The organism is Streptomyces sp. NPDC093795 (assembly GCF_044764665.1).
Classification (GTDB): domain Bacteria; phylum Actinomycetota; class Actinomycetes; order Streptomycetales; family Streptomycetaceae; genus Streptomyces.
Window position 1 is genome coordinate 545,801 of record NZ_JBIWIO010000004.1, and the last position, 26,050, is coordinate 571,850.

Genomic DNA, 26,050 nt, shown 5'->3' on the forward strand with positions numbered 1-26,050 from the left:
GGCGGGCTCGTGACCGAGCCCGCCCCCTTCCCCACGTCGTGACTACCACTCGGCGAGCGAGCCGTCGTCCCGGCGCCAGGCCGGGTTGCGCCAGCGGTGCCCCACCTCGGCCGCCCGCTCGACCGCCTTCTCGTCGACCTCGATGCCGAGACCCGGTCCGGTGGGCAGGCCCACGTGCCCGTCCTCGTACCGGAAGACCGAGGGGTCGACCAGGTAGTCGAGCAGGTCGGAGCCGGTGTTGTAGTGGATGCCGAGGCTCTGCTCCTGGATCAGCAGGTTCGGCGCGGCGAAGCCGACCTGGAGGCAGGAGGCGAGCGCGATCGGACCCAGCGGGCAGTGCGGGGCGAGGGAGACGTCGTACGCCTCCGCCATCGCGGCGATCCTGCGCACCTCCGAGATGCCGCCGGCGTGCGAGAGGTCCGGCTGCGCGACCGCGATGCCCTGGTCGAGAACCTTCTTGAAGTCCCAGCGGGAGTAGAGGCGTTCGCCGGTCGCGATCGGGATGGAGGTGGAGCGGACGATGTCGCCGATGTGGTCGCTCATCTCCGGGACGACCGGCTCCTCCACGAAGAAGGGCAGGTACGGCTCCAGGAGCGGCAGCACCCGGCGCGCCATGGGGGCGGTGAGCCGGCCGTGGAAGTCGATGGCGATGTCGAACTCGTCGCCGACGGCCTCGCGGATCGAGGCGACCCGGTCCACGATGGCCTGCGTGGCGGCGGGGGTGTCGATGAGCCGCAGCTGCGCCGAGGCGTTCATCTTGATCGCGGTGAAGCCCTCGTTCTTGCGGGCCAGGGCCTCGGAGGCGACCTCGTCGGGGCGGTCGCCGCCGATCCAGCTGTACACGCGCGCGCGGTCGCGGACGTTGCCGCCGAGCAGCTGCCAGACGGGGACGCCGAGGGCCTTGCCGGTGATGTCCCACAGGGCCTGGTCGATGCCGGCGATGGCGCTGGAGAGGATCGGGCCGCCCCGGTAGAAGCCGCCCTTGGTGAGGACCTGCCAGTGGTCCTCGATCTTCATCGGGTCCTGCCCGATGAGGTAGTCGGAGAGCTCCTCGACGGCGGCGGCCACGGTGTGGGCGCGGCCCTCGACGACGGGCTCGCCCCAGCCGGTGATGCCTTCGTCGGTGTCGATGCGCAGGAAGCACCAGCGCGGGGCGACGAGGTAGGTGCGCAGGGAGGTGATCTTCACTTGGAGTCCTTCTTCACGGTCCAGCCGCCGTCGACGACCAGGTTGGTTCCGGTGATGTAGGCGGCGTCGGCGGAGGCGAGGAAGGCGACCGCGGCGGCGACCTCCTCGGGACGGCCGAGCCGCGCGAGGGCGGTGGCTTCGGCGGAGAGCCGGCGTCCTTCCTCGTCGACGTCGTTCCAGACCTCGGTGAGGATGGGGCCCGGCAGGACGGAGTTGAAGCGCACGTCGGGCCCGTACTCGACGGCCAGCTGGCGGACCAGGGCGCACATGCCGCCCTTGGCGGCGGCGTACGCGGCGTAACCGGGAAGCCCGAAGTCGGCGTGCACGCTGGAGGTGGCGACGAGGCTGCCGCGCTCGGCGCGCAGGTCGTCGAGGAATGTGCGGGTGGCGAGGTACAGGGCCCGCAGGTTGATGGCCATCTCCCGGTCCCAGAGGGCGACGGGGAGTTCGTGGGCGGCGGCCGAGGTGTGGATGAAGGCGTTGCTGTGGAAGATGCTCACCGGGCCGAAGCGGGCGTGGGTCTCGGCGCACAGGGCGGTCCAGTCCTCCTCGGAGGCGACGTCGCAGTGCACGAAGGCGGCCTGGCCCCCGTCGGCGCGGATCGCGGCGGCGACGGCTTCGCCGGCCGCGTCGGCGATGTCGGAGACGATCACGGACGCGCCCTCGGCGGCGAGCCGGGCGGCGCTGGCCGCCCCGATGCCGGAGGCCGCGCCGGTGACGACGGCGGTCTGTCCGGAGAAACGGTTCATGGCAGTGGGTTCCTGGTGTTTCCGGGTGCGGATACGGGAGGGAGGGCGCCCTCGCCGCCCGGGGTACGGGCCCGGCGGCGTGGCGCCGGGCGGGGCGGTGTCCGGCGGGGGGTGTCCGGCAGGGCGGTGTCGGGCGGGGCGGTGTCCGGCGGAGTGGCGTCCCGGCGGGTCAGCGGCTGATGTCCTGGGCCGTGAGCAGGCCGAGTTCGGCTCGGCGCGGGAGGCCTTCCCAGTCGCCGGGGACCGAGACGGCGAAGGCCCCGCAGAGCGCGGCGAGGTGCAGGCACTCCTCGACCGGGGAGCCGTCGAGGACGGCCGCGAGGTAGCCGGAGACGAAGGCGTCACCCGCGCCGACGGGGTCGACGGCGCTGACGGGGACGGCGTGCCGGACGTGGAGCGCGTCGTCGCCGGTGGCGACGAGGGCTCCCTGCGCGCCGAGTTTCAGCACGGCCTGACCCGGTCCGAGCCGGGTGAGGGCACGGGCCATCCGCTCCGGTGTCTCCTCGGGCACGAAGAGGGAGGCCTCCTCGGGTCCGGCGAAGACGATGTCGGCGTACGGGAGGAGACCGGACAGCGCCCGTGCGGCGTCGGCGCGGCTCCAGAGGCGTTCGCGGTGGTTGACGTCGAAGGAGACGGTGACCCCCGCGGCGCGGGCGACCGTGACGGCGCGTTCGACCGCGGCGCGCGCGGTGGCGCTCAACGCCGGGGTGATGCCCGTGACATGGAGCACCCGCGCGCCGCTGATCTGCTCCTCGTCGAGGTCCTCGGGCGCGAGGCGGGATCCGGCGAGCCCGGCCCGGTAGTAGCTGACGCGGAGCCGGTCGGCGGTGCGGCGCTCGCGGAGCATCAGGCCGGTGGGCGCCCCCGCGTCCGTACGGGCGGCGGAGACGTCGACGCCCTCGGCGCGGAGGCCGGAGAGGACCATCGCGCCCGCCGCGTCGTCGCCGACCCGGCCGGTCCAGGCGGCCGTGTGGCCGAGGCGGCTGACGCCGATGGCGACGGTCGCCTCGGCGCCCGCCCAGCCGAGCCGGAGGGGGGTGCCCGTGGCGAGCGGTCCCGGCACGATCGCGGCGGCCACCGCCATGGCCTCGCCGAGGGTGACGAGGGCGGGCGGGTGTGCGGCCGTCATCGGCGTATCCCGTCGAGGAAGGCGGCGGCGCGGTCGGCGAGGGCGGCGAGCGAGCCGCCCTCGCAGGCGTCCCCGACGAGGGGGCTGCCGACGCCGAGCGCGGTGGCGCCTGCGGCGAGGTAGGCGGGGGCGTCGGCGGCGCCGATCCCGCCGGTCGGGACGAGCGGGACGTCGGGCAGCGGGGCGCGGACGGCGCGGAGGTACTCCGGTCCTCCGGCGGCGGCGGGGAACAGCTTCACCAGGGTGGCGCCCGCCCGCCAGGCGGTGAGGATCTCGGTGGGGGTGTACGCGCCGGGGAGCACGGGGACGCCCAGGCGGATGCCTTCCGCGATGACCTCGGTGGAGGTGGTCGGGGTGATGAGGTAGGTGGCTCCGGCCTCGACGGCGGCCTGCGCCTCGGCGGGTGTGGTGACCGTGCCGGCGCCGAGCGCGAGTCCGGGCGGCGCGTCGGCGGCGTACTCGCGCAGGGAGTCGAGCACACCGGGGGTGGTGAGGGTGAACTCGGCGGCGCGGACGCCGGACGCCACCAGGGTGTCGGTGACCTCGGCGAAGCGGGTGGCGGAGGTGGAGCGGAGGATCGCGATGACGGGAGCGGCGGCGAGGGCGGCCCGGAGGGCGGCGTGAGGGGCGGATCCCTCGTACCGGGCGGCTGTCGGGTCTGGGGTGCTCATGGTGCTGCTTCTTCCTGTGGTGCGGGGAGGGTGCGGCTCAGCGGCCGGCGTACGGGGAGCGGGGTGCGGCGTGCAGGGCCCGGGCCGGGCGGCTCAGCGGTCGGCGTACGGCTGGTGGGACAGGCCCCGGGAGGTGCGGGCTCAGCGGTCGGCGTACGGCGGGGTGGGGAGACCGCGGGCGCCGGGGCGGCAGGCGAAGAGGCGGCCGGCTTCCGGTTCCGCGCGGCGGCGGTCCTCGTCGAGGCCCTCGGTCGCCGTGGTGATGACGAGGACGTCGAGGTCGGGTCCGGCGAAGGCGCAGCTCGTCACGTGCGAGGCGGGCACGTCCACGCGCGCGTGGAGGTCGCCTTCGGGGGTGAAGGCGAGGACTTCGCCGCCTCCCCACACGGCGACCCAGACACGTCCCTCGCTGTCGACGGTGAGGCCGTCGGGGACACCGCGGTCGAGGACGGCGAAGGGCCGGCGGTCGCTCAGGGTGCCGGTCACCGTGTCGTAGGCGAAGACGTCGACGCGGCCGGTGGGGCTGTCGGCGTAGTAGAGGAGGGTGCCGTCGGGGCTCCAGCCGAGGCCGTTGGAGATGGTGACGGAGTCGACGAGGGTGACGAGGCCTTCGCCGTCGAGACGGTAGAGGGCGCCCGCGCCGGGGCTCTCGTCGTACGCCATGGTCCCGGCGAGGAGCCGGCCCGCGGGGTCGACGGCGGCGTCGTTCATCCGGCGCGGCAGGCCGTCCTCGGGGAGCGCGGGCGCGGCGAGTTCGACGGCCTCGGTGACCGGCCGGTCCTGCTCCAGGTGCAGGAAGGAGGTGCCGGCTGCGGCGAGCAGGGCTCCTGAGGCGCAGGGCAGGGCGGCGCCGACGGGACGGTCGAACCGGAGCGTGGCGACGGAGCCGAGGTCCGGCCGGCCCTGCTCGTCGGTGAGCGCGGCCCGGTGGACGAGGCCCTCGGGGATGTCCACCCAGAGCAGTTCCTGGCGCCGGTCGTCCCAGACGGGCCCTTCCGTCAGTCGTCCTGGCAGGGGGGAGCAGGGTACGGCCCTGAGGTGCTGCATCTGGCCTCCTCGGTCGGCGGGTGGTGGTGCGGCAGACGAAAAGTTACGGGTTCGTCTAACGGTTGTAAATATCCCGCCCCTCGCTTCTTCCAACCCTTTGAATAAGATCGCGGCAGCGGGAGCCCACTCGGGGCCGTACAAGCGGAGGACACCAACCATGCTCAAGCGGACGTCGCAGGACATTCGCCGCCTCAACCGCTTCGAGGTCCTGCGGCGCTTCTACGCGGGCGCCGACGCCGTCAGCCGTCAGGACCTCGCGGCCGCGACCGGCCTCTCCTTCGCCACCGTCGCCAATCTGACCTCCGAGCTCCTGGAGGCAGGCGTCCTCGTCGAGGCGGGCCACGAGGACTCCAGCGGCGGCCGTCCCCGCGCACGGCTGGCGGTCAACGCCGGCCGGGGTGCGCTGATCGGCGTCGACATCGCCGAGACCTGCGTCCAGGCGGAGCTCTTCGACCTGGCCCTGGAGGTCCGGCACTCCGTCGAACGTCCGCTCCCCCCGGGCGACGTCCGGCCCGCCGACGTGGTCGAGCAGCTCGCCGACTGCGTCGAGGAACTGCTGCGGGTCTCGGCCGTGCCCCGCGCGCGCGTGCTCGGCGTGGGCGTCAGCGTGCCGGGCATGGTGGAGCACGAGGGCGGGGTCTCCTCCTTCTCCCCGTACTGGTCCTGGCACGAGGTGCCTCTGCGCGCCCTCCTCGACGAACGTCTCGGGCTTCCCCTCCGGCTCGACAACCCGCTACGGGCCAGCACCGTGGCCGAGCTGTGGTTCGGCGCGGGGCGGGAGGTGGACGACCTGGTCGTGCTCACCCTGCGGGCCGGGGTCGGCGCCGGGATCGCGATCGGCGGCCAGCTCTACCGGGGGTTCACCAACAGCGCGGGCGAGTGGGGCCACACCTGTCTCGCGATCGACGGCCGGCTCTGCACCTGCGGCAACCGGGGCTGTGTGGAGGCGTACGTCAGCACCCGGGGCATCGCCCAGACCTGGCGCGAGCTGGCGCCCGGCGACGAGCGGGCGACGGGCCCCGACGACGCGGCCACGGTCGCCGCCCTGGCGCGCGCGGCGGACGAGCGGGACCCGACGGCCGCCGAGGTCATCGACCGGACCGGGCGCTACCTGGGCGCGGCGACGGCGAACCTGGTCAATCTGCTCAACCCCCGGGTCCTCGTCCTCGGCAACCAGGTCGTCGACCTGCTCGGAGAACGCCTGCTGACCGCCACGTACGAGGCGGTCACCCGGCACGCGCTGCCGCTGCCGCACCGGGCCGCGTCCCTGCGGCGCAGCGCGGTCCCGCACAACGCGGTGACGCGCGGCGCGGCCGCCTTCGCCCTGGAGGGCTTCCTCGACGACCGCGAGGTCTTCGGCCCGGTCAGCCGGATGCGCCAGCCCAGGGAGCGCAGGGACGGCAGACGCGCGGGGGCCTGAAGCCGGCCGGGCGAGCGGGAACGGAACACACCGGACGGCACGGCAGCCGGGGCCGGCCGGACAGCCCGGCGGCCGGCCGGCTCAGGCCGGCGCGGGCCGCCGAGCGACCGGACAGCCAGGGCCGATACGGTCCCTCGGACCGCCGGACCGCCCCGGTCGTTCAGCGGGTGGGGCGGTGGCCGAGGCGCTGGGACAGGTCGTTCGCGCCCTTCACCGCGAGGGCGGTGAGTTCGTTCTCCCCGTCCTCCGTCCAGCGGTGCACCGGCACCGAGATGGAGAGCGCGGCGACGACGCGGCCGGAGCGGTCCCGGACCGGCGCGGCGACGCAGCTGACGTCGGGGTTGGACTCCTGCTGCTCCACGGCGACGCCGAGGATCCGGATCTCCGAGAGCGCGGCGCGCAACGCGTCCGGGTCGGTGAGGCTGCGGGGCGTCATGGCCACCAGCTCGCGCCCCTCCAGGCGTTCGTCGAGCTCGGCCTCGGCGAGGGTGGCGAGCAGCATCTTGCCGACGGCGGTGCAGTGGGCGGGCAGCCGGCGCCCGGTCGCGGAGACCATCCGCACCGCGTGGCTGGAGTCGACCTTGGCGATGTAGATGACGTCCGTGTCCTCCAGGACGGCCACGTGGACGGTCTCGCCGCAGGTGTCGGCCACGTCGCGGGCGACCTGGTGACCCTCGGCCGCGAGGTCGAGCTGCTCGGCGTAACGGCTGCCGAGCTGGTACGTGCGGACGCCGAGCCGGTAGCGGCCGGGCTGTCCCGTGACCGGGACGAGGTAGTGGCGTGCGGTGAGGGTGCTGACCAGCTCATGGGTGGTCGTGCGCGGCAGCTGGAGTCTGCGGGTGATCTCGGGGGCGGACAGGGTCCCGTCGCCCTCCAGGAAGAGCTCCAGTACGTCGAATGCCCTGGTCACCGCCGGAACGAGTCGCCCCATGGCCCCCACCTCACCTCTGACCGTTCGAAATCCCGTCCCACGATCGAAATCGCGAACAGAGACTAGCGGCGCGCCTCGGACCGGGGCAACGGATTCGACCGGGGCCGCCTTCCGTCGAAGCGCTTCGACCTTCTTCCGTCGTCTCTCTGGACACGTCAACCTGCCCGCGTTACCGTCTCGCTGAGGTGCCGAAGTGATCATTCGACACACGTCGTCGAAGCGATTCACCTCAGCCACGGCCCGGGGGAGAACGGATGGTCACGCTTGCCGAAGTCGCCCGGCACGCCGGGGTGTCGGCCAGCACGGTGAGCTACGTGCTCAGCGGCAAGCGGCCCATCTCGGACGACACCCGGGAGCGGGTGCGGGCCAGTATCGACCGGCTCGGCTACCAGCCGCACGCCGGCGCCCGCGCGCTCGCCAGCAGCCGTTCGCGGATCATCGCGCTCATGGTGCCGCTGCGCACCGACATGTACGTGCCGGTGATGCTGGAGATCGCGGTCGCCGTCGCCACCGCCGCCCGTGCCCACGGCTACGACGTCCTGCTCCTCACCGGGGAGGAGGGCCCGTCGGCGCTGCGCCGGGTCAGCGGCAGCGGGCTCGCGGAGGCGGTGATCCTGATGGACGTCCAGCTCGACGACGAGCGGCTGCCGGTCCTGCGCGCGGAGGGTCCCCCTGCCGTCCTGGTCGGCCTGCCCGCCGACCCCTCCGGACTGAACTGCGTCGACCTGGACTTCGCTGCGGCCGGAGCGCTCTGCGTGGAGCATCTGGCCGGTCTCGGACACCGGGAGATCGCGGTGATCGGCGAGTCCCCCGGTGTCTACGCACGGCACACGGGCTTCGCCGAGCGGACCCTGCGCGGGCTGCGCGACCGGGCGGCCGCGCGCGGCGTCCGCGTGCTGCACCGGCCGTGCGAGGGCGGTCATGACGCCGTGGCCGGCGTGCTCACGCGGATCCTCGACGAACGGCCGGCGACCAGTGCCTTCGTCGTGCAGAACGAGACGGCGGTCGAGCCGCTGCTCGCACTGCTGCGACGCATGGGCAGGGCCGTACCGGAGGACGTGTCGGTGGTCGCGGTCTGCGCCGACCAGGTCGCCGCCCAGGCCTCGGTGGCGCTGAGTTCGGTGGCGATCCCGGCGCAGGAGCTGGGCCGCAGGGCGGTGGAGCGGCTCGTGGCCCGCCTGACCCGGCCGGAGGGGGCGGACACCGTCGGGGTCGAACTCCTCACGCCCGAACTGACCGTACGGGACAGCTCGGGGCCGCCACCGCGCGGGCAGCGAATCTGACGGCCCACGCCACGCGGTCCGCCCTGGCCTCAGGAGCTGACGGTCCGCGACGCCACACGTCCTGAGGAGGCGACGGTCCGCTCCTCCCCCGCGCGCAGCACCAGCCGGGTCGCCCCCGCCGGGGTCCTGAGGTCGATCTCCGCGTCCCGGTCGGGGCGGAGGACGGCGTGGTACGCCCCCGGCGTCCAGGTCAGGTCGAGGCGGGTGCCGAACCGGGTCCGCACGCCCGTGAGCCGGCCGCGCGGGCAGGCGGCGGGCCGCGCGGGCAACAGGACGAGCCGTCCCGGTGTGGACTGCACGAGGGCTTCGACGAGGAGCGCGGGCAGGGCGTGTGCGGCGTCGGCGTTGTAGACGTCGCGGGCCGGATAGTGCGCGCTCATCAGGGAGTCGTGGAAGTAGTCGCCGGTGAGCACGCGCGCGAGGGCGCCGCCCGTGCGGGCCGCGTCGCCCAGGCGGGCGGCGATCAGGCCGTGGTGGAGGTGCCCGTGGGCGGAGTCGTTCTCGCTGCCCCGGAGTTCGAGGGCTCGCCGGGCGGCCCTGGCGAGGTCGGGAGTGTCGTACGGGTTGATCTCGTCCAGCGGCCAGACGGGGTAGAGGTGGCTGAGGTGCCGGTGATCGTAACGGTCGCCCAGTCCGGGCCAGGCCCATTCGGCGAGCGCTCCGTCGTCGTTGACCCGGTATTCCGGGAGCCGGGCGGCGAGGGCCCGCAGGCGGGCGGCGTCCCGCGCCGGTGCACGGTCGGCGGCGGCGTGCAGGGCGTGCCGTGCGGCGGCGATGTCCATGGTGGCGTTCACCGCGCCGCTCCCGCTCCAGCCGCGCGGCCGGTTCTCCGGGGAGTAGGAGGGGACGACGGCGATCCGCCCGTCGGGGCCGGTGCGGGTGAGGAAGTCCTCGTAGAAGAGGGCGAGTTCGGCGAGAGCCGCCGAGGTCCTCGGGTCGCGCCGGCCGCTCACCTCCTCGTCGTCGAGGAGCGGCTTGAGGAGCCAGTCGGCGCCCGCCGTCCACAGCTGGAGGGGGTATTCCCGGCTGAAGTGGTACGTGTGCCCCGAGGCGCCGTCCGTGTGGGAGGGGGCGACGATGCCCCGGGCGCCGAAGATCGCCCGTGCGTTGTCCCGCCAGTCCTCCAGCTGACCGTGGACGAGGGAGGCGTGGGCCTCCGTCACCTCGGGGAGGTCGGCGGCGACGGCGGACGCGGTCTGGAGGTTGAGGTTGGCGTCGGTGGTGAACGCCCCCGACCAGGCCGTGTCCCAGTCCCCCGTCCAGAGACCCGTGAGCCGGGGCGGATGCGTACCGGAGGAGGAGAGCAGGTGGTAGCGGCCCGCGGCGAAGAGGCGTTCCAGGAGGGCGGTGCTTCCGGGGCGGCGGAGGAGGGCCGAGCCGGGGAGGGCCCGTTCGGCCTCGTCCGCGCCGAGGTCGAGGGTGACACGCCGGTAGGCGGCACCGTGGAGGACGGTGTGGCGGGCGAGGAGCCGGGCGTACCGGGAGGCGGGATCGACGGGCCCCCCGCCGCCGGTCGGGGAGGCGGGATCGACGGGCCCCCCGCCGCCGGTCGGGGAGGCGGGATCGACGGGCCCCCCGCCGCCGGTCAAGGCCCGCAGGGCTTCCGTCTCCCGGGCCGTGTCGAGGTCTCCCGCGTGGGCCCGTACCCGGGTGAGGAGCAGCAGTCGCCCCGCGCCTTCGACGCGGATGCCGGCGGCGGTGACCGTGGTGCGTCCGGTGTCGGTGAGCAGGAGGGTGAGGCCGGTGTAGCCGAGCGGGCTGCCCGGGTAGCGGGCCCGGAGGGTGAGGACGGTCTCCCCGCGGGCGGTGGCGACGCCACGGCCCGCCCCGAGGTCGGCGGGGACACCGGGCAGCCGGTGGTCGAGCTCGATCTCGACAACGGGTCCCGGCGCGGTGACGTACTGGACGAGGACGTCGTCGGCGCGCGAGACGAAGACCTCTCCCCGCCGGTCCCCGCGCACGCAGGAGACGACCCCGGTGGTGAAGTCCACGGACCGGCGCACGGGGAGGCCCGGCGTGCCGGGCGCGCACCGGACCCGGGTCAGGAACCCGGGGTGGAAGGGGCGCACCCAGCGCAGCGGCCGTCCGTCCGTGAATTTTTCGGCGGCCGTCGGGTCCCCCGCGAGCAGGGCGTCCTGGAGGGCGGGGAGCGCGGCGGCGAGCCGGGGCGGCGCGGTCGCGGCGGGCGGGTTGTTCGGCCGTACGAGGGTGTGGTGGGTGACGATCACCCGGTCGTCCTCGGGGTCCCCGAGGACGAGGGCGCCGTGCCGGCCGTTCCCGGCGAGGAAGGCGTCCTCCCAGCGGGAGGCGGGCGCGGGTTCCCAGGTGCCGTGGACGGGCGCTCGCCCGCGGGTCACGTCGTCGGGGCTCGGCATCTGGACTCTCCGTAAGGGATGGGGACTTCGGCGGGTGCTCAGCCCTTGACGGCGCCGGTGAGCATGCCCTTCCTGAAGTGCTTCTGGACGAAGGGCGAGAGGACGGCGACGGGGAGCAGGGCGAGGACCATGACGGCCATCTGGACGGCGAGCCCGGAGAGGTTCCCCGCCTTGACGGCCTGGCCGAGGCCGACGGGGATCTCCTGTTTCTGCGCGAGCTGGATGAGGACGTTCTGCAGCGGCATCATGTTCTGGTCGCTGAGGTAGATGGAGGCGTTGAACCAGGCGCTCCAGTAACCGACCGCGTAGAAGAGGGTGATGACGGCGATGACCGCCCGGGACAGCGGCATCACGATCTGCCAGAGGATCCGCAGGTCCCCGGCGCCGTCGATGCGGGCGCTGTCGACGAGCTCGGGCGAGACGCCCATGAAGAAGCCGCGCAGCACGAGGATGTTGAAGACGCTGACGGCGCTCGGGAGGATCAGCGCGAGATAGGTGTCGGTCAGGCCGAGGGTCTGCACCAGGAGGTACGTGGGGATGAGGCCGGCGCCGAAGAACATGGTGGCCATCAGGGTCAGCAGGATGGCGCGGTGGCCGAGCGAGCCGGGCCGGGAGAGACCGTACGCGCAGAGGATCGACACGGCCATCGAGAAGAGCGTGCCGGTCAGGGTGACGAGGACGCTGACGACGGCGGCGCGGGTGACCTGGCCGCCGCTGAGGAGTTCCTGGTAGGCGATGAAGGTGATGTCCCTGGGGACGACCACCAGACCGCCGGTCTCCGTGATCGTCTTCTTGGAGGAGAGGCTGGTGACGACCACGATCCAGAGGGGGAAGAGGACCGCGAGGCAGGCGAGGGCCAGGACCGCGCCCTTGGCCGCGAGCCCGGCCCTGCCGGGCGGCTCCTCCCAGACGGGCCGGGCGGGCGCCGCCCACCGGGACGTGAGGCGCTGGGTCATTTCCGGTACACCCCCTGCTCGCCCATGAGGTGGGCCGCTTTGTTCGCCGAGAGGACGAGGACGAGGCCGACGATTCCCTTGACCAGTCCTGCGGCGGCCGCGTAGCTGAAGTCCTGGCTGCGCAGGCCGGTCCACCACACGAAGGTGTCGAGGACCTCGGCCGCCCCCGGCCCGACGGCGTCGCGCTGGAGCAGCAGCTGTTCGAAGCCGACGGTCAGGGCGTCGCCCACGCGGAGGACGAGCAGCAGCGCGATGACGGGTCGCAGGGCGGGCAGGGTGACGTGCCACATGCGGCGCCACCGGTTCGCGCCGTCCATGGCGGCGGCCTCGTACAGGTCCTGGTTGACGGCGGCGAGCGCGGCGAGGAAGACGATGACGCCCCAGCCCGCGTCCTTCCAGATGCCCTCGGCTGTGACGAGGAACTTGAAGATCGCCGGGTCGGTCATCAGGTCGAAGCCCTCGTAACCGTGCTGTCTGAGAGTCTGCGCGATGATGCCGGCGCCGCCCAGGATCTGCTGGAAGACCGTGATGACGAGCACCCAGGAGAAGAAGTGCGGCAGGTAGAGGACGGCTTGGACGACCGCCCTGACCCGGGGCCGCAGGACGCTGTTGACGAGCAGGGCGAGCGCGATGGGCACCGGGAAGAAGAGCACCAGCTGGAGGACGAAGAGGACGAGGGTGTTCTCGACGGCGTGCCAGAACCCCGGGTCGGAGAAGACCCGTTCGAACTGGGCGAGCCCGACCCAGGGGCTCTCCAGCATGGCGGTGACGCCGTTGGTCGAGACGTACGGGTCGTAGTCCTGGAAGGCGACCACGTTCCCGAGGATCGGGACGTAGTGGAAGACCAGGACGAGCGCGAGCGCCGGGACGGTCATGAGGAGGAGGGTCCGGTCACGCCGGAGCCGCCGGCCGAGGGGGACGCGCGCGTCCGTACGGTTCCGGCGGCGGTCACGGCGGTCGCGGCGGCGGCCACCGCGCGGGGCCCGGCCGGCGGTGGCCCGCGCGGCCGGTCCCGCCTCCTTCTTGGTGTCGAGCGTGGTCACGGTCAGCTCGCCGCGGAGCCGTTGGTGTCGAGGAGCTTCTTGTACCAGTCGCGCAGCTGGTCGCCGCCCTTCGTCTTCCATTCGGAGACGGCCTGCTGCATGTCGGAGACCTTCTTGCGGCCGCGGACGATGTCCTTCTCCAGCTGCTCGAAGTCGTTCATGAGACCGGTCCACCGGGACGGCTCGGTGACCGTCATGCCGTAGAAGGAGGACTTGGAGGTGACGGCGCCCATGCGCTGCTGCCACTCGATCATGGCCCGGGTGACGTCGGGGGTGTCGGGGTGGGCGACGTAGGGGGCGGGGCTCGCGACGAACATCCAGGAGCTGCTGACCTCCTGGTTGCCCTTGTCGGTCTTGACCGGCAGGCCGTCCTTGACGGTGTGGTGGACGCCCTCGACGCCGTAGTCGGTGAGCATCCGCTCCTTGGTGCCGTAGGGGGCGGCGGTGAAGTCGGCGATGGCGAGGACGTCCTCGATCACCGCCTTGGAGCTGCCCTTCCTGACGAAGGCCCAGATGTTGGCGGGGTTGGTGGCCCACAGCTTCGGCAGGCCGCCGGCGTGACCCGGTATGTCCATGGCGGCCATGGCGAACGACGGGTTCTGCGCGGCCTGTTCGGAGGACTTGGCGTACCAGTGGGAGAGGTCGTTGTTGTAGATCAGGCACTGGCCGGCGGTGAAGCGGTTGCCGGTGTCGCCCTGGTTCTGGGTCTTCTCGTCGGGGTGGACGACTCCGGCGTCGTAGAGCTTGCGGGTCCACTCCAGGGCTTCGAGGTACTCGGGGGTCTCGATGCGGTTGATCAGCTTGCCGTCGGCAAGGTTCCAGCCGAGCGCCTTGTCGCTGCCGGGCAGCACGCCGAACATGTTGTACGCGGTCCAGGTCATGTCGCCGCAGGCCCACACCTTCGCCTTGGCGCTGGTGATCTCCTTGGCGAGGGCGAGGAACTCGTCGGCGCTCTTGGGGAGTTGCCAGCCCTTCGCGTCGAAGAGGTCCTTGCGGTAGAAGGGCGCGATGTTGGTGACGTAGGAGGCCGGCATGGGCAGGCCGCGCAGCTTGCCGCCGAAGAGCGAGCGCTGCCAGGCGTCGGTGGGGATCGCCGCGAGGTTGGGGTAGGCCTTGACCTTGTCGCCGGAGAGGTACGGGCCGAGGTCCTCGAACTTGGCGTCGATGGCGCTGGGGATCTTGCCGCCGAGGTTCCAGCCGGGGACGACGACCACGTCGGGGATCTCGCTGGAGGCCAGGACGGCGCCGAGCTTCTGGTCGTAGACGTTGCCGTCCTGGTTCTGCCAGGTGGCCCGGACGCCGATGGCCTCGTTCATGGCCATGTAGTACGGGTTGCCGGGGGCGGGCGGGGGTCCCCAGAAGGGGGCCATGATGGTGACGGCGCCGCCCTTGCCCCGCTTCGTGGCGACGGAGGCCTTGAGCTCGGCGCTCGGAAGAGCACGGGTGAAGCCGGCCGCCGAGCCGTTCTTCGGTGCGATGTCCGGGGTGACGACGGTGCTCGGGACGAAGGCGGGGAGGAGCTTCGCCGCGTCCTTGCCGGTGGTGGTGCCGTCCTTCTTCCCGTTCTCCGTCCCGCCTCCGCAGGCCGCGAGCAGCGGTGCGCCGCCCGCGACCGCGGCGGCGGCGACGGCGGTGGAGGCGAGGAAGCCCCTCCGGCTCTGGGTGGATCTCCGGGAGCCCGTGGAGACGGCGTTCGGCGTCATTGCGTCAACCCTTCATGGCACGCGCCAGGACAAACGGCGACCGCGGGGGTGCCGGCCGGCTGCGGTGGTGGAGGTGGTGCGGGCGGGGCGGACCCCCGGCGCCGTCGACGAACCTGTCGAAGCGCTTCGATATTGCTGCGAGGTTAAGTGAACGTCACAGGCGCGGCAAGGGTCGCTCCCAAGAAACCCCGGGCAGTTCGCGAGAAGTTCGCGCTGCCCAAGTGGCGCAAGGGGAAGGCAACATGACTGTCGCTCACACCTTGACAGGGTCACTTTGCGGCCGGACCATCGAAGCGCTTCGCCGCGTGCGGAAGGGGTGACGGGGTCCACGGCGGCGGCACCTCCTGTGCTTCGGAAGACGGGTGGCTACGTCTCTGTCGCCACCGAGGCCGAGAAGGTTGCCGCCACGGGGAACCCGCCGAGGGGACGTGGTCCGCCGAGAGGACGTGGCCGCCGCCCCCGCCTGTCGGTCAGCCGGCCTCGCGGCGGGCCGGGACGGCGGCGGGGGCGACGGGCAGTGCGACGGCGACGAGCGCGGCACCCGCCCAGAACGGCCCCAGGGGCCCGGCCGCCGTGCCGAGGGTGGCGGCGGCGAGCAGAGGACCCACGGTGGCGCCGACGTTGAGGGCGGCGGTGGCGTAGGCCCCGGCCATGGTGGGGGCGCCCGCCGCCGCGTACAGGGCCCGGGCGATCAGGGTGCCGCCGAGCGCGAACGACAGCGTGCCCTGCACGAGGACCAGCCCGAGCAGGGCGGCGGGGCGCTCCGCGAGCAGAGCCACGGCGGGCCAGCCGAGCAGCAGCAGCGGACCCGCGACGGCGAGGACCAGGCCGGGCCGCCGGTCGGAGAGCCGCCCGGCGGCCGTGACCCCGGCGAAGGACCCCGCGCCGAAGAGGACCAGGGCGACCGGCACCCAGGACGCGGGGAGACCGGCGGGGCCGGTGACGACGGGGGCGAGGAAGGTGAAGGCGCCGAAGGTCGCGGCGTTCACCAGGGCGCCGGCCAGCAGGACCAGGAGGAGCCGCGGGTTCCTCAGCCGCGCGAACTCGGCTCGCAGCGCGGGCCGTTCGTCGGTACGACGCACGCCGACGACTCCCCGGCCGCCGTTCCCCTCCCGCCGTACCGAGCGGCCGGGGACGCCCCGCAGGACGCCGAGCGCGGCGGGCACGCACAGCGCGGCGACGGCCCAGAACGCGGCGCGCCAGCCGAAGAGAGAGCCGAGCAGCGCGCCGCCCGGCACGCCCACGACCGTGGCGACGGTCGTCCCCGACAGCAGGACTGCGAGCGCGCGGCCCTTGCGCTCCGCCGGTACCAGCGCGGCGGCGGTGGTCAGGGCGAGGGCGAGGAAGCCCGCGTTGGCGAGGGCGGCGACGACCCGGGTGGCGAGCAGGAGCGGGAAGCTGGTGGTGACCGCGCCGACGACATGGGCGGCGAGGAACGTCAGGACGAAGCCGAGCAGTCCGGCCCGCCCCGCCCGGTCCCTGGCGAGCGCGGCCGTCAGCGGGGCGCCGACGACCATGCCGACCGCGAAGGCCGAGGTGAGCACGCCGGACGCGCCGACGCTCACGCCGAGGTCGCGGGAGATGTCGGGCAACAGCCCGGCGAGCATGAACTCGGAGGTGCCCATGGCGAAGACGGCCAGGGCGAGCAGGTACAACGGAAGAGGCATCGAGGGTGGCTCCGGGGTGAGGAGGGGTACGAGAACGACGTCTCGTCACCACGGTCAGCACCCCCGGGGACACCGGAACACCAGAACACCGGAGCGCACCGGACCACGCCGGAGCACGCCCGTCCGGCCACGCGAGGCGGCGGAAGGGCGGCACGGACCACCGGCTCAGCGGCCGGGGTCACAGCTAACGCCTTACGGCTCAGGCGTAAACGGGTTCAACCGTTCAGGAGTTCAGGGGGCTGACGGTGTGACCGAAAGCCCCCACCCTGGATGCTTCGGGGCTCGACATGCCGGGGACACTACCCGCCCCTGACCACCCCTCGCACCCCGTTTCCCACGGCCTCAGACCACCCAGACCCCGTCCCGCATGAGGTGGCGCCCGACCAGCTCGGGCTCCTCGATCCAGGCCTCCACCGCGGTGGGCCTGACCCGGAACCAGGCGTACGCGGGGCCCGAACCGCGGGGATCCCACCCGCACTTCGCCGCGAACCCCTCGATCGCCGGCGTCGGTACGTCCTCCACGGCGAGGGTCGTCACCTCGCCGTCGAGCAGCACGACGTCCCGGGTGTCCCCGAGCGCGAGCCGGGTCCGCCCTCCGGCGGCGAGGTTGCGTCCGGTGGGGTTGGTGAGCCGGGTGCAGAGCCAGATGTCCGCCCCGTCCCAGTGGAAGGCCAGCGGGACGAGGTACGGCGTCCCGTCGCCGGCCGCCGAGGCCACCCAGATGTCCACCTCGTCCGTCAGGCGTGCGAGGACGTCCTTCTTGCGCTGTTCGGGGCCACGTACCGTCCGCGTGTTCGTCATGACCCCGACCCTAAGTCGTAGAAAACGCTTGCACGAAGCATTGACGAAACACGAACGCCGCCCTAGCTTCATGCCCGTTGAACTTCGTACGTCATATATGAGACGCGATACATGAGATCTGAGAGCGCGCCATGTCCTTCGCCCCCAGTCCCATCCCCTCCCGCACCCAGTACGTCCTGGAAGCGATCAAGCACGACATCCTCACCGGAGGGCTCAGACCCGGCCAAGCGCTCGTGGAGGCCGAACTCGCCGCACGTTTCGGGGTGTCGAAGACCCCGGTCCGCGAGGCGCTCAAGACTCTCGCGGGCAGCGGACTCGTGATGATGAGCCAGTACAAGGGCGTCACGGTCCGGATGGTCGACGCGGACATGGCCCGCGCCGTCTACGACGTACGGCTGCTCCTGGAGCCCGAGGCGGTGCGCCGGGCCGTCGCCTCCCGCGCCCCGCTCGACACCGCCCACGAGGCCCTGCGGCGGGCGGCCGGCGCCGAGGACCCGGCCGAACGGTCCCTGGCGAACCGGGACTTCCACCGCGCGCTCTATCTGCCCTGCGGCAATCCGCTGCTCGGCCGCATGCTCGACGAGGTCCGCGACCAGGCCGCGCTCGTCTCCACGGTCGCCTGGGCCGCCGTCCCCTCCTGGGAGCGCGAGGCCGCGGAGCACGAGGAAATCCTGCGGCTCGCCGCCGCGGGTGACGTCGACGGGGCCGGCCGGGCCGTACACGACCACATCGCCTCGTTCGTCGAGCGCGCCTTCCCCCACTCCCCCCTGGACAGCGAATGAGCGGGCAGCACGTGACCATGGAATTCGAGACCCTGAGGGCCGCCCTCGCCGACGTCGTGGCCATCCCGGTCACGCCGTTCGCCGAGGACGGCTCCGTGGACACCGTCACGCACCGGGCGCTGCTTCGCCGGCTGCTCGACGGCGGGGTCCGCACCCTCACCCCGAACGGCAACACCGGGGAGTTCTACGCCCTGACCCCCGATGAGCGCCGCTCCCTCACCGAGGTGACCGTGGAGGAGGCCGGCGACCGGGCCGTGATCCTGGTCGGCGTCGGCCACGACGTACCGACGGCGGTGGAGGCCGCCCGGCACGCCCGTGCCACCGGCGCCGGGATGGTGATGGTGCACCAGCCGGTCCACCCGTACGTCTCCGAGAGCGGCTGGGTCGACTACCACCGGGCCATCGCCGAGGCCGTACCGGAGCTCGGTGTCGTCCCCTACATCCGCAACCCGCTGCTGAGCGGGGCCCGGCTCGCCGAGCTCGGTGCCGCCTGCCCCAACGTCATCGGGGTGAAGTACGCGGTCCCCGACGCGGCCCGGTTCGCCGGCTTCGCCCGGGACGCGGGCCTCGACCGGTTCGTGTGGGTGGCGGGCCTCGCCGAGCCGTACGCCCCCGCCTACTTCGCGAGCGGCGCCACCGGTTTCACCTCCGGCCTGGTCAACGTCTCCCCCGCGGTCTCCCTGGAGATGCTGGGCGCCCTGCGGGCGGGCGACTACCAGGCCGCCATGAAGGTGTGGGAGCGGATCCGCCGCTTCGAGGAGCTGCGCGCGGCGAACGGCAGCGCCGACAACGTGACCGTCGTCAAGGAGGCCCTGGCCTCCCTCGGGCTCTGCCGCCGCGCCGTCCGCCCGCCGAGCCGGGAACTCCCGGAGTCCGAGCGGGCCGAGGTCGCCGCGATAGCCGCCGGCTGGTCGGCATGAGCGGGACGGAGCAGGGGCCCACCGAAGGGCGTCGCCCCGAGGAGCTCCGCAGTCACCAGTGGTACGGCACGGACGGGCTGCGTTCGTTCAGCCATCGCGCCCGCACCCGGCAGCTCGGCTATCTGCCCGAGGAGCACCTCGGCAAGCCGGTGATCGCCATCCTCAACACCTGGTCCGACATCAATCCCTGCCACGTCCATCTGCGCGACCGCGCCCAGGCCGTGAAGCGGGGAGTGTGGCAGGCCGGCGGCTTCCCGCTCGAGTTCCCGGTCTCGACCCTGTCGGAGACCTTCCAGAAGCCGACGCCCATGCTCTACCGCAATCTGCTCGCCCTGGAGACCGAGGAGCTGTTGCGGTCCTACCCGGTCGACGGGGCCGTGCTGATGGGCGGCTGCGACAAGACGACCCCGGCGCTCCTCATGGGCGCGGCCTCGGTCGACCTGCCGACGGTGTTCGTGCCGGCCGGTCCGATGCTGCCGGGGCACTGGCGGGGGGAGACCCTCGGTTCCGGTACGGACATGTGGAAGTACTGGGACGAGAAGCGGGCCGGGCTCATCGGCGACTGCGAGATGGCGGAGCTGGAGAGCGGTCTCGCCCGCTCCCCCGGCCACTGCATGACGATGGGCACGGCGTCCACGCTGACCGCCGCCGCCGAGACCCTGGGCGTGACCGTGCCGGGCGCCTCGTCGGTGCCGGCGGTGGACTCGGGGCACGACCGGATGGCGGCGGCCTCGGGGCTGCGGATCGTGGAACTCGTACGGTCGGATCTGCGTCTTTCACGGCTCCTGACGAGGGAGGCGTACGAGGACGCGGTCGCCGCGGTGCTCGCGCTCGGCGGCTCGACCAACGCGGTCATCCATCTGATCGCGATGGCGGGGCGCTCGGGGGTGAAGCTGACGCTCGACGACTTCGACCGGATCGCGCGGACGGTGCCGGTGCTCGCGAACCTGCGACCCGGCGGGAAGTACCTGATGGAGGACTTCCACTTCGCGGGCGGGATGACGGCGTTCCTCTCCCGGCTGACCGACGTCCTGCACCTGGACCGGCCCACGGTCTCCCACGCCACGTTGCGGGAGCAGCTCGACGGCGCCCTCGTGCACGACGACGAGGTGATCCGCGTCCGGTCGAGGCCGCTGGCCCCCGAGGGCGGGGTGGCGGTGCTGCGCGGCAACCTCTGTCCCGACGGCGCGGTCATCAAGCACATCGCGGCCGAGCCGCGGTTGCTCAAGCACACCGGTCCGGCGGTGGTCTTCGACGACTACCGGACGATGCAGCGGACGATCGACGATCCGGCGCTCGGCATCACGGCCGAGCACGTGCTCGTGCTGCGTGGCGCGGGCCCCAAGGGCGGGCCCGGGATGCCGGAGTACGGCATGCTGCCCATCCCCCGGTACCTCCTGGAGCAGGGGGTACGGGACATGGTGCGGATCTCCGACGCCCGGATGAGCGGGACGAGCTACGGGGCGTGTGTGCTGCACGTGGCGCCCGAGTCCCATGTCGGCGGACCCCTTGCCCTCGTCCGTACGGGCGATACGATCACCCTCGACGTCGCGGCACGCTCCCTCCACCTGCACGTCGCGGACGAGGAGCTGGACAGCCGCCGGGCCGCATGGACACCCCCGCCGGCCCGGTACGAGCGCGGCTACGGCGCGCTCTACATGGAGCAGATCTCCCAGGCCGACACCGGCTGCGACTTCGAGTTCCTGGCCCGGCCGGGCGACACCCCCGATCCGTACGCGGGCTGAAATCCACTCCCGGAAACCCACCGGCTCGAACCGGAAACCCCATCAGCCGTACCTGCCCCACCAGCTCCACCCGTCCCACCGCGCCCGCAGCCCGTCCGACCTGTCCGAAATCTCGAACGTCGTTCGCGAAGCGCTTCACCGAGAACGGAGCCGCCGTCATGGCCTCAGCTGTGACCCCACCGCCCCAAGCAGTCACGGCACGGGGGCGCCGCCGCACGGGAGCGGCCCCCCGCCGACTGCCGTACCTGCTCATCGCCCCCGCCGGGCTGCTGATGCTGGGCTTCATCGCCTATCCGGTGCTCAGCGTCTTCTACTACAGCCTCCAGCACTACAACCCCACGAAGCCCTGGCGGAACGGCTTCGCCGGCCTGGAGAACTTCACCCGGATCTTCACCGAGGACCCGCATTTCTGGGGGACGCTGACCTTCAGCCTGAAGTGGGTCGTCGTCGAGGTGACGCTCCAGCTCCTCTTCGGTCTCGCGCTCGCCCTGATCGTGAACCAGACGTTCGTCGGCCGCGCCCTGGGCCGGGCCCTGGTCTTCTCGCCGTGGGCCGTCTCGGGCGTGCTCACCTCCGCGATCTGGGTACTGCTCTACAACTCCCAGACGGGCATCAGCCGTTATCTGGCGGACATGGGCCTCGGTACGTACGGCACGTCCTGGCTGTCCGACACGGCCACCGTGTTCCCCGCGGCGATCGTCGCCGACCTCTGGCGCGGGGTGCCCTTCTTCGCCATCCTCATCCTGGCCGACCTCCAGTCCGTACCGAAGGACCTGTACGAGGCGGCCGAGGTCGACGGGGCGGGCCGGGTCCGCCAGTTCGTCCACATCACCCTGCCCCACATCCGGGACGCGATCGTCCTCTCCACCCTGCTGCGCGCGGTGTGGGAGTTCAACAACGTCGACCTGCTGTACACGCTGACCGGCGGCGGCCCCGCGGGTGTGACGACCACGCTGCCGCTCTACATCGCCGAGACCAGCGTCGAGGCCCACAACTTCGGCTACGCCTCCGCCCTCACCACGGTGGCGTTCGTGATTCTTCTCTTCTGCTCCATGGTCTACCTGCGCCTGAGCAAGTTCGGAGGCGACGGAAAGTGACAACCGAGTCCACCCTCAGCCCGGCCCCGGCCGGCGTGACCCCGCGGCGGGCCGCGCAGCCGCCCGACCGGACCCCGCCCGCCGCCGCCCGCTCCAAGCACCGGGCCTGGGACGAGGTGCCCCGCTGGCAGATCTACCTGCCCCTGGGGATCTACCTCCTCTTCACCCTGATCCCCTTCTACTGGATCCTGCTCTTCGCGGTCCGTCCCACCGGGTCCACCTCGCTGCTGCCCTGGCCGATGACGAGCGCGCACTTCGAGAAGGTGTGGAACGAGCGCAGCTTCGGCGTCTTCTTCCAGAACAGCCTGCTCATCGGGGTCGCGGTGCTCATCAGCACCACCCTCGTCGCCCTCGCCGGCGGCTACGCGCTGGCCCGCTTCGACTTCCGGATCAAGAAGGGCTTCATGCTGGCCCTGCTCTGCTCCCAGTTCGTGCCGGGCGCCCTGCTCCTCGTCCCGCTGTTCCAGATCTTCGCCGAGCTGCAGATGATCAACTCCCTGGGCAGTGTGATCATCGCCGAGACCGTCTTCCAGCTGCCGCTGTCGATGATCCTCATCAGCGGCTTCATCAGGAACGTGCCGTACTCCCTGGAGGAGGCGGCCTGGGTCGACGGCTGCAACCGTTTCCGCGCCTTCCTGATCGTCGTCCTTCCGCTGCTGAGGCCCGGTCTCGTCGCCGTCGGCTCCTTCGCCTTCGTGCACGCCTGGAACCACTTCCTCTTCGCCCTGATGTTCCTCAGCAGCCAGGACAAGCAGACGATCCCGGTCGGCCTGAACACCCTCATGGGCGCCGACAGCGTCGACCTCGGGGCACTCGCCGCGGGCGGGGTCATCGCCGCCGTCCCCGTCGTCATCGTCTTCGGGTTCATCCAGAAGTGGCTGGTCACCGGATTCAGCGCCGGGGCGGTGAAGGGATGAGCGGCGACCACGTGAACCAGGGAGACATGAACACCGCACGCACTCCGCTGCCCGTCGTCCTCGCGGGCGCCCGCGGCCACGGCCGCAGCCACCTCCTCAACATCCGCCGCCTGGAGGAGCGGGGCCTCGTACGCCTCGCCGGGGTGTGCGAGCTGCGGCCGCTCGACGCGGACGAGCTCGACGGCATCGGGGAGCCGGAGCAGTCCGCCGACTTCGAGGCGCTGCTCGCCTCGACCGGCGCCCGGATCGCCGTGCTCAGCACCCCCATCCAGACCCACACGGACATGACCCTCGCCGCCGCCCGGCACGGGGCGCACATCCTCCTGGAGAAGCCCCCCGCCCCGTCGTTCGCGGAGTTCCGCAGGATGACCGAGGGGGTCGAGGCGGCCGGGGTGGCCTGCCAGATCGGTTTCCAGTCGCTCGGCTCGCACGCGGTGCCCGCGATCCGCCGGCTGGTCGAGGAGGGCGCGATCGGCGAACTCCTCGGGGTCGGCGCGGCCGGGGCCTGGGTCCGCGACGAGGCGTACTTCCGGCGCGCCCCCTGGGCGGGACACCGGCGGCTCGGCGGGGTCGACGTCGTCGACGGGGCGCTCACCAACCCCCTCGCGCACGCCGTCGCCACGGCGCTCGCGCTGTCCGGCTCGACCCGGGCGGAGGACGTCGAGCACATCGAGACGGAGCTGCTGCACGCCCACGCCATCGAGTCCGACGACACCTCCGCGGTACGGGTGGTGACCTCGGCGGGCACCCAGGTCACGGTCGCGGCGACGCTGTGCGCCGAGACGTCCTCGGAGCCGTACGTGATCGTCCACGGCAGTCAGGGCCGGATCACCTTCTGGTACCGGCAGGACCGGGTCCTCGTACAGCGTGCCGGGCACGGCCCGGTGGAGACCGAATACGGCCGTACCGACCTCCTGGAGAACCTCGTCGCGCACCTCACCGACGGCGAGGCGCTGTGCGTGCCGCCTGCGGAGACCGGCGCGTTCATGCGGGTCGTCGAGGCCGTACGGACGGCCCCCGACCCGCTGGCGATCCCGGCCGCGCACTGGCACACCGAACCCGGCGAGAGCGCGCCGCGCCGGGTCGTCGACGGCGTCGACACGCTGGTGGACGCCAGCGCCGACGGGCTGAGGCTGTTCTCCGAACTCGGAGCCGCCTGGGCGCCGTCGACCCGGGCGGAGGTCCGATGACCGCCGAGACCCCGACGGTCCTGCGCTGCGCGGGCCGTCCCGTCGCCCGCTACACCACCCGGCCCGATCTCGCGCTCGACCACTCCCCCCGGCCGTACCTCCACCCCGTCACCACCCTCGGCGGGCGGGCGGTGACCGAGACGGTGCCCGAGGACCACCCGCACCACCTGGGGGCGGGCGTCGCGGTGCCCGATGTCGCGGGCCACAACTTCTGGGGCGGACGCACCTTCGTCCGCGACCGCGGCTCCGTGGCGCTCGACAACCACGGGGTGCAGCGGCACGACGGGTTCAAGCTGCGCGACCCGGACGGTTTCGTGGAGGAGCTGAGCTGGACGGCCGGCGGCGGGCGGCTCCTGCGCGAGCACCGGACGGTGGCGGCCGTCCCGCTCACCGGCTCCGCCTGGGCGCTCGACCTCACGTTCTCCCTCACCAACACCTCGGGCCGTGACCTGTCGATCGGCAGCCCGGCGACGAACGGCCGGCTCGGCGCGGCGTACGGCGGCTTCTTCTGGCGCGCGCCGAAGGAGGCGGCGGCGCCCGTGGTGTTCGGGTCGGACGCGGACGGCGAGGAGGCGGTGCACGGGGTCCGCTCCGACTGGGTGGCGCTGGCCGGCGAGGGCTGGACGCTGGTGTTCGCCGGGGCGACCGCGCGGACCCGTGAGGACCCGTGGTTCGTCCGCGCCGCCGAGTACCCGGGGGTCGGCTCCTCCCTCGCCCACGGCGAACGGCTCGCGGTGGCGGACGGGGAGACCTTCGTACGGCGGGTGGTGACCGTCGTCGCCGACGGCCGCCTCGACCGGGACGGGGCCGCGGCCCTGGTCCGCAAGGCGGTGGCGTCGTGAGCGCGGCGACCGTCACCGGTGACCTGGGCGACGGTACGTACCGCAACCCGGTCCTGGCGGCCGACTGGTCCGACCCGGACGTGCTGCGGGTGGGCGAGGACTACTACCTGACCGCGTCCAGCTTCGGCCGCGCCCCGGGTCTGCCGCTGCTGCACTCCAGGGACCTGGTCAACTGGACGCTCGTCGGCCACGCTCTTGAGCGGCTCGAGCCGGCCGCCGCGTTCACGGAGCCCCGGCACGACCGGGGGGTGTGGGCGCCCTCGTTCCGCCACCACGGCGGGCGGTTCTGGATCTTCTGGGGCGACCCCGACCACGGGATCTTCCAGGTCAACGCCCCTTCCGTGCGCGGCCCGTGGACGGCGCCGCACCTGGTGAAGGCGGGCCGGGGTCTGATCGACGCCTGCCCGCTGTGGGACGAGGAGTCGGGCGAGGCGTACCTCGTCCACGCCTTCGCCAAGTCCCGCGCCGGGTTCAACAACCGGCTCGTCGGACACCGGATGAGCCCGGACGGGACGAAGGTGCTCGACGAGGGCCGGGTCCTCGTCGACGCCGACCGGATACCCGGCTGGTTCACCCTGGAGGGCCCGAAGCTGTACCGGCACGACGGCCGGTTCTGGATCCTCGCGCCCGCCGGGGGCGTGGCCACCGGCTGGCAGGGGGCGTTCCGGTCGCGGTCGTTCTTCGGCCCGTACGAGGAGCGGATCGTCCTCGCGCAGGGCGACACCGACGTCAACGGCCCCCACCAGGGCGGCTGGGTGCGCACCCAGCGCGGCGAGGACTGGTTCCTGCACTTCCAGCAGGCGGGCGCGCACGGCAGGATCGTCCACCTCCAGCCGATGCGCTGGGGCGCGGACGGCTGGCCGGTGCTCGGTGACGGCGGCGCTCCGGTCCGGGTGCATCGCAAGCCGGACCTGCCCGAACAGCCGCCCGCGCGGCCGGCCGTGGACGACACGTTCCCCGGCGGGCGGTTCGGCCGCCAGTGGCAGTGGACCGCCAACCCGGTGGAGGGCTGGGCCAGTCAGCACGCCGGTGACGGACTGCGGCTCGGCTGTGTGCGTACGGACCGCCTCGACGATCTGCGGAGCGTGCCGCACGTATTGACCCAGCGGCTGCCGGCCGGGGCCCTCGTGGTCGAGGTCGGGCTGCGGCTGGACTCCGCGGCGCCCGGGGCCCGCGCGGGGCTCGTCGTCCTCGGCGACGCGTACGCGTGGATCGGTCTGGAGCGGGCCCTGGACGGCGCGGTCCGTCTGGTGCACCGTTTCGCCCCGGGCAGCGCCGACCGGGAACGGGACGCGGCGCACGCGCTGCCCGTGTCCGGTGAGCGGGTCCTGCTGCGGATCGAGGTCACGGCGGACGCGCGCTGCCGCTTCTCGTACGCCTCCGACCGCTCCGGAGACCCGGTCCGTCTCGGGCCGGAGTTCGCCGCCACGCCCTGGCGCTGGGTCGGTGCGCTGCTCGGCCTGTTCGCCGGGGCACCGGAGGGCGCGGGACAGGCCGGGACGGCCGTGTTCTCCGCCTTCCGCGTCACCCCCGCCTGAACGGCCCCTGTACCCCCTGCACTCCCCCACATCCCGTTCCATCCCCCGCAAGTCCC

Annotated in this window: 22 protein-coding genes; 10 read left to right on the forward strand and 12 right to left on the reverse strand. The window is 73.0% G+C overall.

The features are described from left to right. Positions 1–42: 42 nt before the first annotated feature. The 5 genes from dgoD to ACIRB7_RS14695 form a co-directional block, all read right to left on the reverse strand. Positions 43–1,188 carry a galactonate dehydratase gene (gene dgoD, locus ACIRB7_RS14675; RefSeq protein WP_403597413.1) on the reverse strand — a complete coding sequence of 382 codons (1,146 nt, stop codon included), beginning with the start codon at positions 1,186–1,188 and terminating at the stop codon, positions 43–45. After that, entirely contained in the window at positions 1,185–1,937 is a 753-nt protein-coding gene (locus tag ACIRB7_RS14680) for an SDR family NAD(P)-dependent oxidoreductase (protein ID WP_403597416.1), read from the reverse strand. Before ACIRB7_RS14680 ends, dgoD begins: the two co-directional genes overlap by 4 nt. 169 nt (positions 1,938–2,106) lie before the next feature. Beyond that, on the reverse strand, positions 2,107–3,066 hold the full coding sequence (locus ACIRB7_RS14685; RefSeq protein WP_403597419.1) for a sugar kinase: 960 nt from the start codon (positions 3,064–3,066) through the stop codon (positions 2,107–2,109). Beyond that, a complete protein-coding gene (locus ACIRB7_RS14690; protein ID WP_403597422.1) occupies positions 3,063–3,737 on the reverse strand; it encodes a bifunctional 4-hydroxy-2-oxoglutarate aldolase/2-dehydro-3-deoxy-phosphogluconate aldolase in 675 nt (224 codons plus the stop codon). The genes ACIRB7_RS14685 and ACIRB7_RS14690 overlap by 4 nt, the downstream gene beginning before the upstream one ends. Positions 3,738–3,878: 141 nt before the next feature. Then, complete coding sequence (locus ACIRB7_RS14695) at positions 3,879–4,784, reverse strand: SMP-30/gluconolactonase/LRE family protein (RefSeq protein ID WP_403597425.1); 906 nt, start codon at positions 4,782–4,784, stop codon at positions 3,879–3,881. A gap of 157 nt (positions 4,785–4,941) precedes the next feature. Between ACIRB7_RS14695 and ACIRB7_RS14700 the strand changes: the two genes are divergently transcribed. Beyond that, positions 4,942–6,204 (forward strand): ROK family protein, encoded by a 1,263-nt coding sequence (locus ACIRB7_RS14700; RefSeq protein WP_403597428.1) that lies wholly within the window; start codon positions 4,942–4,944, stop codon positions 6,202–6,204. A 160-nt stretch (positions 6,205–6,364) separates the two neighbouring features. Here ACIRB7_RS14700 and ACIRB7_RS14705 read toward each other — a convergent pair whose 3' ends face one another. Next, positions 6,365–7,135 (reverse strand): IclR family transcriptional regulator, encoded by a 771-nt coding sequence (locus ACIRB7_RS14705; protein WP_403597431.1) that lies wholly within the window; start codon positions 7,133–7,135, stop codon positions 6,365–6,367. A 254-nt stretch (positions 7,136–7,389) separates the two neighbouring features. On the opposite strand from ACIRB7_RS14705, the gene ACIRB7_RS14710 reads away from it, so the two are divergent. Beyond that, on the forward strand, positions 7,390–8,418 hold the full coding sequence (locus ACIRB7_RS14710) for a LacI family DNA-binding transcriptional regulator (protein WP_403597434.1): 1,029 nt from the start codon (positions 7,390–7,392) through the stop codon (positions 8,416–8,418). Positions 8,419–8,447: 29 nt separating this feature from the next. Here the strand turns inward: ACIRB7_RS14710 and ACIRB7_RS14715 are convergent, their stop codons facing one another. The 6 genes from ACIRB7_RS14715 to ACIRB7_RS14740 form a co-directional block, all read right to left on the reverse strand. After that, positions 8,448–10,793, reverse strand: coding sequence for a glycosyl hydrolase family 95 catalytic domain-containing protein (locus ACIRB7_RS14715; RefSeq protein WP_403597437.1), 2,346 nt, complete (start codon positions 10,791–10,793; stop codon positions 8,448–8,450). Positions 10,794–10,831: 38 nt separating this feature from the next. After that, positions 10,832–11,749, reverse strand: a complete 918-nt coding sequence (locus tag ACIRB7_RS14720) for a carbohydrate ABC transporter permease (RefSeq protein ID WP_403597440.1) — start codon at positions 11,747–11,749, stop codon at positions 10,832–10,834. Beyond that, positions 11,746–12,792 carry an ABC transporter permease gene (locus ACIRB7_RS14725; protein ID WP_403597443.1) on the reverse strand — a complete coding sequence of 349 codons (1,047 nt, stop codon included), beginning with the start codon at positions 12,790–12,792 and terminating at the stop codon, positions 11,746–11,748. The genes ACIRB7_RS14720 and ACIRB7_RS14725 overlap by 4 nt, the downstream gene beginning before the upstream one ends. A 2-nt stretch (positions 12,793–12,794) precedes the next feature. Next, a complete protein-coding gene (locus tag ACIRB7_RS14730) occupies positions 12,795–14,495 on the reverse strand; it encodes a Tat pathway signal sequence domain protein (protein ID WP_403597446.1) in 1,701 nt (566 codons plus the stop codon). A gap of 470 nt (positions 14,496–14,965) precedes the next feature. Further along, entirely contained in the window at positions 14,966–16,162 is a 1,197-nt protein-coding gene (locus ACIRB7_RS14735) for a Cmx/CmrA family chloramphenicol efflux MFS transporter (protein ID WP_403597448.1), read from the reverse strand. Between the two features lie 342 nt (positions 16,163–16,504). Beyond that, positions 16,505–16,963: a pyridoxamine 5'-phosphate oxidase family protein gene (locus ACIRB7_RS14740; protein WP_403597451.1), complete on the reverse strand. Its 459-nt coding sequence runs from the start codon at positions 16,961–16,963 to the stop codon at positions 16,505–16,507. 131 nt (positions 16,964–17,094) lie between these two features. Between ACIRB7_RS14740 and ACIRB7_RS14745 the strand changes: the two genes are divergently transcribed. From ACIRB7_RS14745 to ACIRB7_RS14780, 8 genes are all read left to right on the forward strand, one after another. Further along, entirely contained in the window at positions 17,095–17,745 is a 651-nt protein-coding gene (locus ACIRB7_RS14745) for a GntR family transcriptional regulator (protein ID WP_403597453.1), read from the forward strand. 11 nt (positions 17,746–17,756) lie between these two features. After that, positions 17,757–18,665 (forward strand): dihydrodipicolinate synthase family protein, encoded by a 909-nt coding sequence (locus ACIRB7_RS14750; RefSeq protein WP_403597456.1) that lies wholly within the window; start codon positions 17,757–17,759, stop codon positions 18,663–18,665. Next, entirely contained in the window at positions 18,662–20,410 is a 1,749-nt protein-coding gene (araD, locus tag ACIRB7_RS14755) for an L-arabinonate dehydratase (RefSeq protein WP_403597459.1), read from the forward strand. The genes ACIRB7_RS14750 and araD overlap by 4 nt, the downstream gene beginning before the upstream one ends. A 158-nt stretch (positions 20,411–20,568) precedes the next feature. Continuing rightward, positions 20,569–21,507, forward strand: coding sequence for a sugar ABC transporter permease (locus tag ACIRB7_RS14760; protein WP_351214116.1), 939 nt, complete (start codon positions 20,569–20,571; stop codon positions 21,505–21,507). Between the two features lie 35 nt (positions 21,508–21,542). After that, positions 21,543–22,424: a carbohydrate ABC transporter permease gene (locus tag ACIRB7_RS14765; protein WP_403597713.1), complete on the forward strand. Its 882-nt coding sequence runs from the start codon at positions 21,543–21,545 to the stop codon at positions 22,422–22,424. 26 nt (positions 22,425–22,450) lie between these two features. Further along, complete coding sequence (locus tag ACIRB7_RS14770) at positions 22,451–23,614, forward strand: Gfo/Idh/MocA family protein (protein ID WP_403597463.1); 1,164 nt, start codon at positions 22,451–22,453, stop codon at positions 23,612–23,614. Beyond that, positions 23,611–24,456, forward strand: a complete 846-nt coding sequence (locus tag ACIRB7_RS14775; RefSeq protein ID WP_403597466.1) for a PmoA family protein — start codon at positions 23,611–23,613, stop codon at positions 24,454–24,456. Before ACIRB7_RS14770 ends, ACIRB7_RS14775 begins: the two co-directional genes overlap by 4 nt. After that, positions 24,453–25,994: a family 43 glycosylhydrolase gene (locus ACIRB7_RS14780; RefSeq protein ID WP_403597469.1), complete on the forward strand. Its 1,542-nt coding sequence runs from the start codon at positions 24,453–24,455 to the stop codon at positions 25,992–25,994. Before ACIRB7_RS14775 ends, ACIRB7_RS14780 begins: the two co-directional genes overlap by 4 nt. The last annotated feature ends 56 nt before the right edge of the window (positions 25,995–26,050 follow it).